Source organism: Thioalkalivibrio sp. ALJ7 (assembly GCF_000376865.1).
GTDB lineage: Bacteria > Pseudomonadota > Gammaproteobacteria > Ectothiorhodospirales > Ectothiorhodospiraceae > Thioalkalivibrio.
Map to the genome: position 1 here is coordinate 85,290 of NZ_AQXQ01000010.1, position 14,307 is coordinate 99,596.

A 14,307-nucleotide genomic window follows, 5' to 3' on the forward strand; every position below is an offset into this window, starting at 1 on the left:
GCGGGTGTTGCACCGGACGGTGGCGAAAAACAAGAAAGGTGTGGCCGGGGTAGCCCCGACCACACCGGATGCATCAGCCTTGTGCGTGGTAGCTGCTGCGCTTGATGAGCCGTACACAGATCGCGTCCAGCATGTAGCCGATGATGCCGATCACCAGGACGATGGCGGCAAGCTTGTCGTACTCAAGGGTGTCGCGGGCGTCGTTGATCGCATAGCCCAGGCCGGAGGTCACCCCCAGGTATTCGGCCGGTACCAGGACGATCCAGGCCACCCCGACCGCCAGGCGGATCCCGGCGAAGACATCCTGGGCTATCGCGGGCATCACGATATAACGCAGGGTGTGATACGGGTTGGCACCCAGGTTGTTGCCGACCTTCAGCCACGTCGGGTCAATACGTTGCACGCCATGCGCGGTCGCGTAGGTGATGGGCCAGACGGCGGCAATGGCGATCAGGAAGATGATGGCCGCGTCCCAGGTGGCGAAGGCCAGCACCGCGATCGGCATCCAGGCCAGCGGCGAGATCATGCGCAGGAACTGGAACGGCACATGGGTGACCTGCTTCAGGGTCAGGAAGTAGCCGATCATTACCCCCAGCGGGACGCCGATGGCGATTGCATAGGCCAGGCCCCAACCCACGCGATATAGGCTGGACTCGATCGGGGACCAGACGTTGCCAGTGCTGACAAGCTCCCAGAAGGCCGCCAGCGTGGGCCCGGGGGCGAAGCTGGCAAAGGCCATCGTGTCCTCGTTGTTGGCGATGGCCCAGCCGCCCCAGTACCACAGGGCGAACAGGCCGGCGATCCCCAGTGCCGGGTATTGCAGTGCCCGGCGGGCGCGGTCGGCGAACCGCAGAAGCGGCATCAGCCGCTCCACGGTTGTGGGGTCGACGGAGAGCGTGGCTTCGCGGTTCATAGGACCACCACCTCCTCGCGGTCAAAGGGCGAATCCATGTCGACGCCGGGCGCGCCCTGCCACGCGGTGTGTTGTTCCATGGCCTTGCGCACGAACTCATAGTTGACCAGGTCGTCCTTGACGAAGTCCGGATCAAGGTCGTCCAGGAACCGGGTGTCGCCGCCGACCAGGGTCTCGTTCATTGCGCCCACCAGCATCTTGGTGGCGGATGGGTAGGGCCACGGGGAGAAATCGATGCGCCCGTTCTCCCATTCGGGATGCCGGATCGCGCCGCTGTCGGCGTAGGTGCTTTCGTCGTGGTAGTGGGTCATGGCGCGTTCGACCACATTGGCGGGCATGGGCAGGTAACCCTTGCCATCCCGCGACAGCATGGTGGCGATGCTCTTCTTGTCTTCCTGAATGGTGCCCTGGGCGCGGACCACGGCGTTCATCACCTTCTGGGTCCACTCCGGCTCGCGTTCGGTCAGGCGCTCGTTCATGCAGACCACGCAGCAGGGGTGGTTCTTCCAGATGTCACCGGTGAAGCGCAGTACGTTCCCACGCGCCAGGAGTTCGCCAGCGGCATTGAAGGGCTCGGCGACGATGTAGGCATCGATAGAACGGGCGGCCAGGGCCGGGGGCATGTCCGGCGGCGGCATGATCATCAGGTTGACTTCGTGCGACTCGAGCGCGGCGCCCTGGTCGCGGATCACGGGGGTCAGGCCGGCATCGCGCAAGGCCATCTGCATCACGACGTTGTGCATGGAGTACCAGTAGGGGACCGCGACGCTCTTGCCGCCCAGGTCGGAGAACGACTGCACGTCTACGTGGCGTCCGGTGACCACGGCGGAACCGTTGGTGTGCGCCCAGGACATGATCTTCACCGGGAAGTCGTTCTGATAGCGCATCCACAGGGGGATGGGCTTGAGCAGATGCACCAGGTTGAAGCGGTTGGAGGCGAAGGACTCGATCAGCGGCGACCAGCCCCGGATCAGGGTCGGGTCGGCGACCTCCAGGCCTTCGTCCTCGAAATAACCCTCGGAGTGGGCGACCAGCAGGGCCGCGGCGTCGGTGATCGGGATGTAGCCGATGCGGACCACTCCGTCGAAGTCGCGAACGATGTTATCGGGTTCTTCGAGGGCGTCGGGTTCAACGCCGAACAGAGAGCCCGGCATGGCCAGGCCGGTACCGGCCAGACCACCCACAGCGGCGGTGCGCAGGAAGTTGCGGCGGGAAAAGCTGCGATCCAGCAGCTGGTCCAGTTCGCGGTCGATGTCGTGGTGATTGTCGCAGTTGCACATGGTGGCAATTCCTCGGTCAGGGTCGGTGATGGCGTTGGATCAGGCGGCGCGCACGCGGGCGCTGGAATGCTCGGTCTTGCTCTTGTCCTCGCCAGCGTCGTCGTCCGGCGTGGTTTCGGTTTCTCCGGTGCTGCTTTCGGCGGTGGCCGCGGTGCGAGTCGCGCCGAAGTACCCCATTAGTTCGGCCTTGAGGTCGACGAAGGCCTGGCTGTTCCGGTTGCGTGGGTGGGCGATATCCACCTTCAGTTCGGCTGTGATGGTTCCGGGGTTGGAGCCCATGACGAGGACGCGGTCGGCCATGGCAACGGCCTCCTCGATGTCGTGGGTGACGAACACCACGGAGATCCCGCGTTCGTGGGCGAGGCGTACGACCTCGTCCTGCAAGGCGACGCGGGTAAAGGCATCCAGGGCCGAGAACGGCTCGTCCAGCAACAAGAGCTCGGGGTCTGTGGCGAGGCTGCGGGCCAGGGCGACCCGTTGCTGCTGGCCACCGGACAGGGACTGCACGTTGACCTCGGCCTTCTCGGTCAGGCCGACGGTCTCCAGCAGGCTGTCGATGCGGGACTGCATGTCGCGCTTGCGCCCCTGAAAGATCAGGCCTAGCGAGGCGTTCTTGCGGACGGTCATCCAGGGATAGAGCGAAGGCTTCTGGAACATCATGTTCCAGCGCGGGCTGGGCTTGATGACCTGATGCCCGTTGATGCGCACGCAGCCGTCGCTGGGGATGAGCAGCCCCGCAAGCATGTGCAGCAGGGTGGATTTCCCGCAGCCACTCTGGCCGATCAGGGCGATGGTCTCGCCCGGTGCGACCTGCACCTGGATGTCCTTCAGGGTTGGCTGTTCCTGCCCGGGATAGTGATGGGTGATGTAGTCGATGGAGATGGCGGCGCCCATGGCGATTCCCTCTTGACCTTGCGTTCATGAGCCGGCGGATCTCGTGAGCCGACGGCGCGTTCACAGAGGTTCCTTACAAGCAGCGTGCCAAACCCGCACCGGGGACCGGAGATTGTTTGGATAAAGGGGTTGAAATCGCGTCTTGAAGCCGAATAGGGGTGGTTGCGGTCATGAAGCCGAACCACCGCGTGGTCGGTGGCGGGCTCGTCCAGGGCGGACAAAGCGGACAAAGTGTCCGACGCGGTTGAACAAATGGGACGAATTGTCCTGTTTGGGCGGACGGCTTTGGAAGCGATTTGCGGCGAAACGGCTTCATGCTGCGGTCTGCACGGTTTTGGCACGGCTTCTGCACTGGATTGGGCGACCCGGTCGAACGCCGGGCTTCATCGAATCCCAAATGTGAGGAGCCAAACCATGTCCGTAGCCGAAGCCACCACTTCCTTGTCCATGAACGCCCTGGAACCGATTGATCAGGACGGCCTGAACAATCTGGCCACCAAGGGCAAGGCCAACCCCGAGAGCATCGTGACCTTGAAGGCCACCACGGTCTGCGAGGGCAAGTTCCGCAACCTGACCTACGTGCGCGATCTGGATGCCCACGTGATCGACGAGCCGCCGCACCTGCTGGGTGACGATACCGCCCCGAACCCCTCCGAGGCGGTACTGGCCAGCCTGGGTGCCTGCCTGTCGGTCGGCATGCATGCAAATGCCATCGATCGTGGTATCACCCTGACCAAGCTGGAGCTGACGCTGGAAGGGGATATCAACGTGACTGCCGTCTGGGGCGTGGGTGACACCGATCAGACGAAGCGTCTGGGTTTCACTGACATCCGCGTGAAGGCCCATCTGGAAGGCGACGCCAGCGAAGAACAGTTGAAGGACCTGGTCGCTCATGCGGACTTCTGGTCCCCGGTCGCCAACACCATGCGTAACCCGGTGAACGTCAGCGTCGAGCTCGGCTGAACCGCGCTCTGAACCCAACGGGAGAAAACCCCAATGCTTGAAACCCGCACTCAAGATGTGACGGGGGTGTCGCCGGCCGCAAGGCCGGCGGATGCCGACGCGGCCCTGCAGGCGCTGGTGGAGCGAGATCTGGCTCCGCTGACCGCCCGTATCGACCGCGAGGGCCTGTACCCCGAAGAATTCCTCCGCGAGGCCGGACGCCTCGGGGCCTTTAATCGCCACCTGGCCAGTCAGAACGCGACAGGGACTACCGACATCGCCAGCGCGATCCGCGGAACCGAGGTGATCTCGGCGGAGTGCATGACGACAGGCTTCGTGGCCTGGTGCCAGAACGCCTGCGCCTGGTACGTGGAGAACAGTGCTTCGGACACCCTGAAGCGCGAGGCATTGCCGAAGCTGGCCAATGCCGAGGCGCTGGGTGCGACCGCGTTGTCCAACCCGATGAAATGGTTCGCCAACATCGAGGACCTCAAGCTGAGCGCCGAGCGGGTGGACGGGGGTTACGTCGTCTCCGGCTCGCTGCCGTGGGTCTCCAACCTGGGCGAGGACCATTACTTTGGCGCGATCTTCCGCACGACCGACGCCAACCCGCGCCCCGTGATGGCCCTGATCAACTGCTCCGATCCCGGCTTCAGCCTGACCGCCTGCCCGGAGTTCACCGCGCTGGAAGGTTCGCGCACCTTCGGCTGCCACTTCGATCGAGTCTTCGTACCGGATGAGCATGTTCTTGCGGATTCGCTTCCGGAGTACATCCGCCGCATCCGTCCCGGCTTCGTGCTGCTGCAAATGGGGATGGGTCTGGGGTTGATCGACGGCTGCATTCGCACCATGCGCGAGTCGAACGAGACCCTGGCGCATGTCAACGGCTATCTGGACGACCAGGTCGGGGAGCTGGAAGAGGCGCTGGAGGATGGCCGCGCGGCCTGTTACGCCCTGTCCGAGACCCCGTTCGACGACTCCGAAAGCTTCTTTGCGGACGTACTGCAAATGCGGCTCACCGGATCCGAACTTTCCCTGCGGGCCTCGCAGTCGGCCCTGTTGCACTGCGGTGCTCGCGGGTACCTGGCGAACGCGGCGGCCCAGCGCAAGCTGCGCGAGTCGTACTTTGTCGCCATCGTGACCCCGGCGATCAAGCACCTACGTAAGGAGCTGGCGCGTATCCACGCGCACTGAGTGCCCCCAACCCGAACCGCGAAGGATAGACCGATGCTTGAAATCACCACCCGACTCGATGCGGAAACCGTGGTCGAGAAGCTCAAGGCCGCAATTGAAGACCAGGGCTTGAAGCTGGTCGCGCACATCAATGGCCAGGCCAATGCCGCCAAGATTGGTGTCGAGGTCCCGACGGATCAGATCCTGGAGATCTTTCATCCTGCCTACGCCGTGCGGGTCTGGGAGGCCTGCAAGTCGGCGGGCATCGACATTCCTCTGCGCATCCATGTGTCCGAGGAGGGGGGACTGATTCACGTTCGTACTCGCCCCGCGAGTTCGGTGTTTGCGCCCTGGGGTAGCCCCCAGCTGGACGCCATCGGTGCCGAGCTGGATCCCAAGCTGGCGGCCGTTCTGGATGCCCTGGAAGAGGTGATGTCATGAGCGACGAACAAGACGATTTCAAGCGGTACATCTGCAAGGTCTGCGGCTACATCTACGACGAGGCGAAGGGTGATCCGGACTCCGGCCTCGCCCCCGGGACCCGTTTCGAGGATATCCCCGACGACTGGTATTGCCCGGACTGCAATGTGACCAAGGCCGACTTCACCGCGCTGGAACCGCGTGGCGAACTGGCGGATGCGGGCGCGGCGGCCATGGCCTGGAGTGCCACCGGTGGTGCAGATGATCCGAATGCGGTCGTGATCATTGGCGGCGGCATGGCGGGATGGGCCCTGGCCGAGGCGCTGCGTGAGCGCGATCCGCGCCGGACAATCCGGCTGCTCACCGCCGATTCGGGGGATTATTACAGCAAGCCACGGCTGTCCAACGCGGTCGAGCGCGGGGTGGCCGTGGAGGATCTGGTCGAGGAGCGCGGTGTGTCTCGAGCGGCGCGGTTGGGCGTCGAACTCATGCCGTTTGTTCGCGTGCTGGATATTCATCGTGCTCAGAAACGGGTGATTACGGCACGCGGGGGCATCCCCTACGGCGAGCTGGTCCTGGCGACCGGGGCGCGCCCGCGGCGCATCGAGTTTCCTGGCGATGCCGCGCCGCCTTTGAGCGTGAACACGCTGGATGATTACCGGCTTTTGCGGTCGGCGCTTGAGGATCGGGATGGCGCCCCCAGCCACACCCGTGTGGCGATCGTCGGGGCGGGACTGGTCGGCTGCGAGCTGGCGGATGATCTCGCCGCCGGTGGGTACCCGGTATCGCTGATCGAATGCGCTTCACAGCCACTGTCCGGTTTGTTACCAGGGGCACTCGCGGAAGACCTGCAAAACGCGCTCGCCGAGCGGGGTGTGGAATGGCATATGGAGGCCACGGTTGAGCGTATCGAGCGCGTGGCCGAGGGTACCCAGCGGCTGCAGCTGGCCACTGGCGAAGCCATTGAGGCCGAAGTGGTGATCACCGCGCTGGGACTGGTGCCGAATCGGGACCTGGCCGAGCGCATCGGCTTGGCCTGTCACCAGGGTATCGAGGTGGATGCACTGCTGCGCACCACCGATACGTCGATCTACGCCCTGGGGGATGGCTGTGAGTTCGAAGGGAAGCTGCGACCCTACGTGGAAACCCTGCGGGGTCAGGCCGCTGCGCTGGCGCGCACGTTGTCGGGCGAGCCCACGGTGTTTCGTCCGGATGCCGGGATCGTCCAGGTGAAGACCGCAAGCCTGCCGCTCAATGTCTGTCCGCCGTCGGCGGCGGGTGGTGACTGGGTCGAGATCGCAGGCGGTGCCTCAGGGCGTCATCTCGAATATCACGCCGAAGGGCGCCTCGTCGGCTTTGCCCTGTCCGGAGACCAGGCCCGACGGGTGCGCGAGCTGGAGACGCGCCTGGGCGAGTCGGCCGCGGATAACCGGCCCCGACTCGCGTCCTGACGATGCACCCGGCAGGCGGGGTCAGATGACCCCGTCGAGCCGCAGATAGCCGATCAGGAACAGCACGGCCAGTACACCCGCCAGGGCATACAGCCAGTTGGACAGCGTTGGATTGTCCGGGCGGCTGAAGAAGGCCGCCCACAGCGCGAGCAGAATCAGGACGAAAAAGAAGAACAGGAAGCGCATCGGTCAGGCTCCTTCCGGCACGGCATAGGGAAGCTCGACGATCTGAGCCTTCGGGCCATCCGGTGTGCCCCAGTGCAAATCGGTCTCGGCAGCGGCGACCTGGACGACCGCCAGTGCGGAATACAGGCCGTCCGGATGTAACTCCGCCGCGACAATCTGGCCGTCCGACTGATCCGGATTACCGGCGGCCTGGAATACGGGGGAACCCGGCTGGGGTGGGGTCTGAGTGTGGATCGCCAGGCGGAACATGCGTTTTTTGAGCTTACCCAGGTAGTGCATGCGGGCCACGACTTCCTGGCCGGGATAACAGCCCTTGTCGAAGCTGATCGCGCCCAGGGCGTGCAGGTTCAGCATTTGCGGAACAAACATCTCGGTGGTCTCTTCGACAACCGTCGGGACGCCGGCGAGGATGTCCAGCAGTGCCCAGTCGCGCGGGCCGACCGGAGCGGCGTGGACGTTCAGGCTATCCCAGGCCTTGCGCATGGCGTCGAGTTCGCCGAACAGTTCGAAGCGCGGGTGCAGGCCCGGGACTCGGACGACGGTAACGCCATCCTTCTCGGCGACATCCTCGGGGCTTTCCGGGCAGATGCCCAGGGCATTTTGCAGTTCCTTTTCGGCGTCCGGGCCAGAGAACCCGAAATGGATGCGCGAGTCGCCCGCGTGTTCGATGATCACGTTGGCGCGCAGCACGAACATCTGCAGGCGCTTGGCGACCGGATCGACGCGATCGGCCGGCATCTCCAGCAGATAGCCGTCGGCTGTGCGCAGCACCCGAAACACCGCGTAGGCGCGGCCCTTGGGGCTCGCGTAGCTGGAGAGCTGACCGTGCTGGTGGTCGACCGCGCGGATGTCATTGCCGAACTGGCCCTGCAGGAAGTCGGTGGCGTCGTCGCCGCGTACCTCCAGCAGACCGCGATGGGAGAGATCACAGATCACCTCGCCGTTGACGGCCATGCGCCGTTCGCGCTCCGGATTGCCGTAGTGCAGGAGGTCGTCCTCCTCGAACTCGGCCCCGGCATCGATCAAGTGATTTTTCCAGTCTTCGCGCATCGGAGATCTCCCGTGGCAACACTCGCCGCCGTGCGCCGCCGGACCCGGTCGATGATCGGGTATCGGGGCGTGCGGACAAGGCAGCGCTGCCCTGGACTGAGGTGGTAAGCTGAACCAAGCGGCTCGATAGTAGACGAACCGTTTGCAGGGTGTCAGCCCTGTTTCTCTTTCTTCCCGTTCTTGGGGGTGGCATGGCTCGGCAGGCACGTCCCGTTTTTCTGGATTTGCGCAAGATACGGCTGCCGTTGAATGCCGTGGTTTCTATTCTGCACCGGATTACCGGTGTCTTCCTGATTCTGGCGATCCCCGTGGTGCTTTGGCTGCTGGATCGTTCTCTGGCCAGCCCGGAGGGGTTCGCACAGGTCGTTACGATCATCCATCACCCGGCGGGGCTGGTGCTGCTCGCCATCGGATTGTGGTGGCTGCTGCATCACTTGTTTGCCGGGATCCGCTACCTGTTGATGGAATTCGGGATTGGCGAGGACCGCGAGGGGTCGCTGCGCACCGCACGCGACGCGCTTTACGCCGGTCTCCTGGCAACGGCGCTCGTCTGGCTGGGGCTGGTCCTGTGAGGCTCCTGAGCGGGCAGCGCGCCTGGCTTTTGCAGCGCATCACCGCGGTGTATGTCGGGGTCTACGTGATCCTGGCGCTGGGCTTCTTTGTCCTGGCGGCCCCGGACGATCACGCCGCCTGGCTGGGCGTTGTCGGGCACCCGGTCGTCGGGCTGTTGACGGCCCTGTTTGTGCTGTTGCTTCTGCTGCACGCTTGGATTGGTCTGCGCGATGTGGTGATGGACTACGTGCACCCACCCGCGACGCGGCTCACCGTGCTGGTGTTCGCGGCCGGGGGGCTGCTGCTGATGGGATTCTGGGCCTTACTTATTCTGATCCGCGCGGGGCTTGCATGAAGGTTTTGGCATGAACGTGACACGACGCAAGTTCGACGCTTTGATTATCGGGGCCGGCGGTGCAGGGCTGCGCGCGGCACTGCAGCTGGCGAATGGCGACGCCAAGGTGGCCGTCGTGTCCAAGGTATTCCCGACCCGTTCGCACACGGTGGCAGCGCAGGGCGGGGTGAATGCCGCGCTCGCCAATGTGCTGCCGGATTCGTGGCACTGGCACATGTTCGACACGGTCAAGGGTTCGGACTACCTGGGCGACCAGGACGCGATCGAGTACATGTGCCGTGCCGCCCCCAAGGTGGTGTACGAGCTGGACCACTTCGGCGTGCCGTTCTCGCGACTGGACAACGGCAATATCTATCAACGCGCCTTTGGCGGGCAGAGCCAGAATTTCGGCCAGGATCAGGCGGCGCGGACCTGTGCCGCGGCGGATCGTACCGGACACGCGATTCTGCACTCCCTTTATCAGCAGAACCTGCGCGCGCGCTCGCACTTCTTCGACGAGTATTTTGCGGTCGATCTGCTGCGTGATGAGCAGGGCTACGTACTCGGCGTACTGGCCTTCGAGATCCTGACGGGCGAGCCGATCGTGATCGAGGCCAAGACTACGCTGATCGCCACTGGTGGGGCCGGGCAGTTGTTCCGTACCACGACCAACGCCCTGATCAACACCGGTGACGGCATGGCGATGGCGCTGCGCGCGGGCGTGCCGCTCGAGGACATGGAGTTCGTACAGTTCCATCCGACCGGCATTGCCGGGCGCGGGATGCTGATCACCGAGGGCGCGCGCGGGGAGGGCGGGTTCCTGATCAACTCCGAGGGCGAGCGTTTCATGGAGCGGTACGCCCCACGGGCGAAAGACCTGGCGTCGCGGGACGTGGTCAGTCGTTCCATCGCCACCGAGGTGCGCGAAGGGCGCGGTTGCGGGCGCAACGCCGATCACGTGCTGCTGGATCTGCGCCACCTTGGGGCCGACACCATCATGCACAAGCTTCCGGGCATCCGCGAGACGAGCATGACCTTCCTCGGCGTGGACCCGATCGAGGCGCCGATTCCGGTGTTTCCGACCTGCCACTACAGCATGGGCGGGATCCCGACCAATCGTTTTGGGCAGGTGGTCGCGCCGGTAAAAGATACGCCCGAGGACCCGGTACCCGGTTTGTACGCGGCGGGCGAGGCCGCGTGTGTGTCGGTGCACGGCGCGAACCGCCTGGGCGGCAACTCGCTGCTGGATATCCTGGTCTTCGGCCGCGCGGCGGCCAACCATATCCTCGAATACCTGGCCGAGAACCGCTATCACCGCGCGTTGGACGACACCGCGGTAGAGCAGGCGATGGCGCGGCTCACGCGCTGGGACCGCAAGGACCCGGGCGATGGCTCCGCGGAGCAGGTCGAGCCGCTCAAGCGCGAACTGCGCAAGGTGATGGAGGATCACTGTTCGGTATTCCGTAGCGACGAGGTGATGCGCGAGGGTGTGGACAAGGTTCAGGCCCTGCGCGAGCGCCTGAACCATGCAGTGATCGCGGACCATTCCAGTACCTTCAATACCGCACGCGTCGAGGCGATGGAGCTGGAGAATTTGATGGACTGTGCCATCGCGACCATCCGTTCGGCCCTGGGCCGCGAGGAGAGCCGAGGGGCGCATTCACGCATCGACTTCCCGGAACGCGATGACCAGCACTGGCTGAAGCACAGCCTGTACTCGTTGACCGACGACAGCCTCGACTACAAGCCAGTGCGCACAAAACCCAACACCGTGGCCTCATTCCCGCCGAAGGAGCGGGTGTACTGATGGCCCGTTGGCAATGCAATGCAACGCGGGATGCGGTTCGTGCGGCGAATCGCAGCGGCAAGCGCTGAAGGAAAAGACCGATGGAATTCTCGATCTACCGCTTTAACCCGGAGACGGACACGCTGCCGAAGATGCAGCGCTTCAGCCTGTCCGACGCTCAGGTCGAGCCGGGGATGATGCTGCTGGACGCCTTGCTGCTGCTGAAAGAGCAGGACGATTCGCTCGGTTTTCGCCGCTCCTGTCAGCATGGCGTCTGTGGCTCGGATGGCATGAACATCAACGGTATGAACGGCCTGGCCTGTATTACGCCGCTGGCGGATCTGGATGCACCCATAACCCTGCGGCCGTTCCCCGGCATGCCGGTGATCCGCGACCTGATCGTGGACATGGGCAACTTCTGGGATCAATACCGCAAGGCCGAACCCTGGCTGGTCAACGACAGCCCGGAGCCTGAGGTCGAGCGCAAGCAGAGCCCCGAAGACCGTGAACAGATTGACGGGTTGTACGAGTGCATCCTGTGCGGCTGCTGTTCCGCCGCCTGTCCTTCCTACTGGTGGAATCCGGACAAGTTTCTGGGGCCGGCGGCGCTGCTGCAGGCGGCACGGTTCATTCAGGACAGCCGCGACGAGGCCACCGAACACCGCCTGGAGCAGCTGGACGATGCCTGGAAGCTCTACCGCTGCCACACCATCATGAACTGCACCCAGGTCTGCCCCAAGGGCCTGAACCCGAGCCGGGCCATCAGCGACATCCGCCGCACCATGCTGAAGAAGTCGCTGTGACCGAACTGCTGCAAACCGGCGGTTCAGCCCCCGTAGGAGCCTGCTTGCAGGCGAATGCCCCCGCCAAAGCCGGACGCGGGCAGGGGCTTCGCCTGCGAGCAGGCTCCCACAGGGGGGCTGGGCGGGCGTGTTGGTGATGGAACCCGATAGCCGGACGCGCTGGCGTTGCCGCCGCGGCATGCTGGAGAACGACTGGCTGCTCGGGCAGTTTCTCGCGCAGGGATATGCGCAACTGGACCAGGAGGGTCGCGATGCCTTCGAGCGCCTGCTCGACTACCCCGACAACGTGTTACTGGATGTGGTCATGGGGCGCCAGACCACGGTGGACGACGGGATAGCCCGGCTTGTCCCGGCGATCCGCGCCGCCGCTCAGGCTGCGGCTCCGACCTGATCCGCTTCTCCCCCGGCTCGCGCTTGCGGGCCAGATCCTGCTGCTGTTGGCGGTTGTGGCCTACGTGCTGGTCTACAGCCCGCTGTGGACGCTGGCCCCGGTATTCGGCCTGGCCATAGTCGGATGGTGGTGGCAATGGCGTTCGCGCCCGCCGGCCTGGGACTGGCTGGGCCAAACGCCGGATGGTGCGACCTGGCTGGCGACGGCTGAGGGCCTACGCCAAGAGCAGGTGGACTGGGTTGAGGTGTTGCCCGACACGCGGGTGCTGTGGCGCGTCGTGGTCCTGATCGTGCGCGAGCGCAGTACCGGGCGCGTGTCGCGCCTGTGGCTGCATGCCGCGCGCATGGATGCAGATGACCTGCGCCGGCTGCGAGTGCGGCTGCGCTGGTCGCCCGGCCGCGAGGTGGCGGATCCCGGCTGGTGGGTGCGGCTTCGCGCGGGGGTTGCGCAGGGCGTTGCTATACTGGCGCAAAGCCGAGTACCCGGAGGCCCGAGCATGGCTGGACCCTATAACGCGCAGGTGATGGTGGATGTCTCGCATCTGCTGAGCGACGAGCCCGATCACGTCTACAGCGAGGACGAACTGGATGCGATCGAAGAGCTCGATCCGGAGCTTGCGCTGCGTCTGGACCGGGCGCAGACCCATGCGCAGCGCGAGGCGGCGGACGTGCCCGCCGATGGCCCGATTGACGAGGACGCCGTGCGCGCGGCCATCGAGGAGGCACGCCGGATTCTGATGCAGGACGGCGGCGATATCGAGTTCGTGGAACTTGATGGCCGGACCGTCCGGGTCCGGCTCAAGGGTGCCTGTGTCGGTTGTCCGCGTTCCACCCTCGATCTCAAGAATGTGGTAGAGCGCCTAGTGCGTTCGCGGGCCCCCGGCGTGGCCAGCGTCGCCAATACCTTCTGACCCCCTTTCCGGACTTTCTGGTCAGCAGAACCGGGTTGTCGGCTGCGTCCCGGGCCTGATCGGAGGCCCACTTTGCAAGTGCCCCAGGACATGAACCCCTGCGCTGGGGCACTGCGCCCGGACCGCGGGTTAGAGGATTGCCTTTGGGAGGCCTTCTGCAATTGGCGCCGGAGCCCTCAGGGCGTCTGATGCTCGATAAAAAACCGTTCGGCGCATCAGTAGCCGAGGTCCAGGGCGGGTTCGTCGAGGGCGGCGGCCTGCTCACGCAGAGTGAGGATGTGGTCTTCCCAGAAGCGCGGGGTGTAGAAGACCGGGAAGCCGTCGATGAAGGCGGGGTCGTCCGCGCGCCGTGCCAGCCATGCGGCATGGCGCAGGATCCGAAGAGTACGTAACGGTGCGATCAGGCCCAGTTGACGACGATCCAGGGGTACGAAGGTCTCGTAACCCTCCAGCAAGGCCTGCATCTGCCAGGCCATCTCGCCGAGGTCCCCTGACAGGAACATCCACAAGTCCTGCATCGCAGGGCCGGTGCAGGCGTCGTCCAGGTCCACGAAATGCGGGCCTTCCTCGGTCCACAGGATGTTGCCGGGATGAGTATCGCCGTGCAGCCGCAACTGGGGGACCGGTCCGATGGTCTCCAGCGTGCGCTGGATGCGTCCGAGCAGGTCGGCGCTGAGATCCCGATACACCGATTCCAGCTCCATTGGCAGAAAGCCGGAGGCCAGTACGTCCTGGCGCGCCTCTTCGCCGCGCGGGATCGGATCCAGTATTGGGCGTTCGTGGAAGGTGGCGGCCCGGCCGACCTCGTGGATGCGCGCAATGAAACGTCCGATACGGACCAGGGTGTCGCGCTGTTCCAGATCCGGTGCCCGGCCGCCACAGCGTGGGTAAACGGCGAACAGGAAATCCGCGTGCAGATGCAGTGTCTCGCCCCGGTCATCGGCGAGCGGGGCCACCACCGGGACCTCACGGGCGGCCAGTTCCTGGCTGAATGCGTGTTCCTCGCGGATCGCCGCGGGTGTCCACCGCTGCGGACGGTAGAACTTGGCGATGACCGGCGTCGCGTCCTCGATCCCGACCTGGTACACGCGATTCTCGTAGCTGTTGAGCGCGAGCAGGCGGCCGTCGCAGCGCAGGCCGGTGGTCTCCACTGCATCGAGGATGTGGCCAGGTGTTAACGCGTCGTAGGGATGTGCATACATCCTTGCAGTGTACGGGTTTG

The 14,307-nt window shown here is 64.9% G+C and carries 16 protein-coding genes; 10 read left to right on the forward strand and 6 right to left on the reverse strand.

Going from position 1 to position 14,307, the window contains the following annotated elements:
- Positions 1-73: 73 nt before the first annotated feature.
- From D002_RS0105475 to D002_RS0105485, 3 genes are read right to left on the reverse strand one after another with little or no spacing between them, the layout of a single operon-like run.
- The gene (locus tag D002_RS0105475; RefSeq protein WP_018140909.1) at positions 74-913 is read right to left on the reverse strand and encodes an ABC transporter permease; all 840 of its coding nucleotides are present in this window, start codon (positions 911-913) and stop codon (positions 74-76) included.
- The gene (locus D002_RS0105480; RefSeq protein ID WP_018140910.1) at positions 910-2,193 is read right to left on the reverse strand and encodes an ABC transporter substrate-binding protein; all 1,284 of its coding nucleotides are present in this window, start codon (positions 2,191-2,193) and stop codon (positions 910-912) included. The genes D002_RS0105475 and D002_RS0105480 overlap by 4 nt, the downstream gene beginning before the upstream one ends.
- Positions 2,194-2,232: 39 nt before the next feature.
- Positions 2,233-3,087 carry an ABC transporter ATP-binding protein gene (locus D002_RS0105485; protein ID WP_018140911.1) on the reverse strand — a complete coding sequence of 285 codons (855 nt, stop codon included), beginning with the start codon at positions 3,085-3,087 and terminating at the stop codon, positions 2,233-2,235.
- A gap of 414 nt (positions 3,088-3,501) precedes the next feature.
- On the opposite strand from D002_RS0105485, the gene D002_RS0105490 reads away from it, so the two are divergent.
- From D002_RS0105490 to D002_RS0105505, 4 genes are read left to right on the forward strand one after another with little or no spacing between them, the layout of a single operon-like run.
- Positions 3,502-4,050 carry an OsmC family protein gene (locus tag D002_RS0105490; RefSeq protein ID WP_018140912.1) on the forward strand — a complete coding sequence of 183 codons (549 nt, stop codon included), beginning with the start codon at positions 3,502-3,504 and terminating at the stop codon, positions 4,048-4,050.
- 33 nt (positions 4,051-4,083) lie between these two features.
- Positions 4,084-5,223, forward strand: a complete 1,140-nt coding sequence (locus tag D002_RS0105495; RefSeq protein WP_018140913.1) for an acyl-CoA dehydrogenase family protein — start codon at positions 4,084-4,086, stop codon at positions 5,221-5,223.
- 33 nt (positions 5,224-5,256) lie between these two features.
- Positions 5,257-5,643 (forward strand): DUF302 domain-containing protein, encoded by a 387-nt coding sequence (locus tag D002_RS0105500; RefSeq protein ID WP_018140914.1) that lies wholly within the window; start codon positions 5,257-5,259, stop codon positions 5,641-5,643.
- A complete protein-coding gene (locus D002_RS0105505; RefSeq protein ID WP_018140915.1) occupies positions 5,640-7,073 on the forward strand; it encodes an FAD-dependent oxidoreductase in 1,434 nt (477 codons plus the stop codon). The genes D002_RS0105500 and D002_RS0105505 overlap by 4 nt, the downstream gene beginning before the upstream one ends.
- 21 nt (positions 7,074-7,094) lie before the next feature.
- Here D002_RS0105505 and D002_RS13795 read toward each other — a convergent pair whose 3' ends face one another.
- Positions 7,095-7,259: a hypothetical protein gene (locus D002_RS13795; RefSeq protein WP_018140916.1), complete on the reverse strand. Its 165-nt coding sequence runs from the start codon at positions 7,257-7,259 to the stop codon at positions 7,095-7,097.
- Positions 7,260-7,262: 3 nt separating this feature from the next.
- Positions 7,263-8,309: a folate-binding protein YgfZ gene (locus tag D002_RS0105515; RefSeq protein ID WP_018140917.1), complete on the reverse strand. Its 1,047-nt coding sequence runs from the start codon at positions 8,307-8,309 to the stop codon at positions 7,263-7,265.
- Between the two features lie 191 nt (positions 8,310-8,500).
- Here D002_RS0105515 and sdhC point away from each other — a divergent pair, with 191 nt between their 5' ends.
- The 6 genes from sdhC to D002_RS0105545 all read left to right on the forward strand — a co-directional run bounded on the left by sdhC (position 8,501) and on the right by D002_RS0105545 (position 13,085).
- The gene (gene sdhC, locus D002_RS0105520) at positions 8,501-8,881 is read left to right on the forward strand and encodes a succinate dehydrogenase, cytochrome b556 subunit (protein WP_018140918.1); all 381 of its coding nucleotides are present in this window, start codon (positions 8,501-8,503) and stop codon (positions 8,879-8,881) included.
- On the forward strand, positions 8,878-9,216 hold the full coding sequence (sdhD, locus tag D002_RS0105525) for a succinate dehydrogenase, hydrophobic membrane anchor protein (protein ID WP_026181548.1): 339 nt from the start codon (positions 8,878-8,880) through the stop codon (positions 9,214-9,216). Before sdhC ends, sdhD begins: the two co-directional genes overlap by 4 nt.
- A gap of 10 nt (positions 9,217-9,226) precedes the next feature.
- A complete protein-coding gene (sdhA, locus tag D002_RS0105530; RefSeq protein ID WP_018140920.1) occupies positions 9,227-11,002 on the forward strand; it encodes a succinate dehydrogenase flavoprotein subunit in 1,776 nt (591 codons plus the stop codon).
- Between the two features lie 80 nt (positions 11,003-11,082).
- Positions 11,083-11,784, forward strand: a complete 702-nt coding sequence (locus tag D002_RS0105535; RefSeq protein WP_018140921.1) for a succinate dehydrogenase iron-sulfur subunit — start codon at positions 11,083-11,085, stop codon at positions 11,782-11,784.
- 136 nt (positions 11,785-11,920) lie between these two features.
- A complete protein-coding gene (locus D002_RS0105540) occupies positions 11,921-12,175 on the forward strand; it encodes a succinate dehydrogenase assembly factor 2 (protein ID WP_026181549.1) in 255 nt (84 codons plus the stop codon).
- Positions 12,129-13,085 carry a NifU family protein gene (locus D002_RS0105545; protein ID WP_196800105.1) on the forward strand — a complete coding sequence of 319 codons (957 nt, stop codon included), beginning with the start codon at positions 12,129-12,131 and terminating at the stop codon, positions 13,083-13,085. The genes D002_RS0105540 and D002_RS0105545 overlap by 47 nt, the downstream gene beginning before the upstream one ends.
- Positions 13,086-13,300: 215 nt before the next feature.
- Here the strand turns inward: D002_RS0105545 and D002_RS0105550 are convergent, their stop codons facing one another.
- Positions 13,301-14,287 (reverse strand): serine/threonine protein kinase, encoded by a 987-nt coding sequence (locus tag D002_RS0105550; protein ID WP_018140924.1) that lies wholly within the window; start codon positions 14,285-14,287, stop codon positions 13,301-13,303.
- Positions 14,288-14,307 lie beyond the last annotated feature (20 nt).

Excerpts from the sequence above, each read along its gene's own strand:
- D002_RS0105515 (WP_018140917.1), bottom strand. The coding sequence starts at position 8,309 with ATGCGCGAAGACTGGAAAAATCACTTGATCGATGCCGGGGCCGAGTTC.
- D002_RS13795 (WP_018140916.1), bottom strand. The coding sequence starts at position 7,259 with ATGCGCTTCCTGTTCTTCTTTTTCGTCCTGATTCTGCTCGCGCTGTGG.
- D002_RS0105550 (WP_018140924.1), bottom strand. The coding sequence starts at position 14,287 with ATGTATGCACATCCCTACGACGCGTTAACACCTGGCCACATCCTCGAT.
- sdhC (WP_018140918.1), top strand. The coding sequence starts at position 8,501 with ATGGCTCGGCAGGCACGTCCCGTTTTTCTGGATTTGCGCAAGATACGG.
- D002_RS0105535 (WP_018140921.1), top strand. The coding sequence starts at position 11,083 with ATGGAATTCTCGATCTACCGCTTTAACCCGGAGACGGACACGCTGCCG.
- sdhA (WP_018140920.1), top strand. The coding sequence starts at position 9,227 with ATGAACGTGACACGACGCAAGTTCGACGCTTTGATTATCGGGGCCGGC.
- D002_RS0105480 (WP_018140910.1), bottom strand. The coding sequence starts at position 2,193 with ATGTGCAACTGCGACAATCACCACGACATCGACCGCGAACTGGACCAG.
- D002_RS0105540 (WP_026181549.1), top strand. The coding sequence starts at position 11,921 with ATGGAACCCGATAGCCGGACGCGCTGGCGTTGCCGCCGCGGCATGCTG.
- D002_RS0105490 (WP_018140912.1), top strand. The coding sequence starts at position 3,502 with ATGTCCGTAGCCGAAGCCACCACTTCCTTGTCCATGAACGCCCTGGAA.
- D002_RS0105500 (WP_018140914.1), top strand. The coding sequence starts at position 5,257 with ATGCTTGAAATCACCACCCGACTCGATGCGGAAACCGTGGTCGAGAAG.
- D002_RS0105505 (WP_018140915.1), top strand. The coding sequence starts at position 5,640 with ATGAGCGACGAACAAGACGATTTCAAGCGGTACATCTGCAAGGTCTGC.
- D002_RS0105475 (WP_018140909.1), bottom strand. The coding sequence starts at position 913 with ATGAACCGCGAAGCCACGCTCTCCGTCGACCCCACAACCGTGGAGCGG.
- D002_RS0105485 (WP_018140911.1), bottom strand. The coding sequence starts at position 3,087 with ATGGGCGCCGCCATCTCCATCGACTACATCACCCATCACTATCCCGGG.
- D002_RS0105495 (WP_018140913.1), top strand. The coding sequence starts at position 4,084 with ATGCTTGAAACCCGCACTCAAGATGTGACGGGGGTGTCGCCGGCCGCA.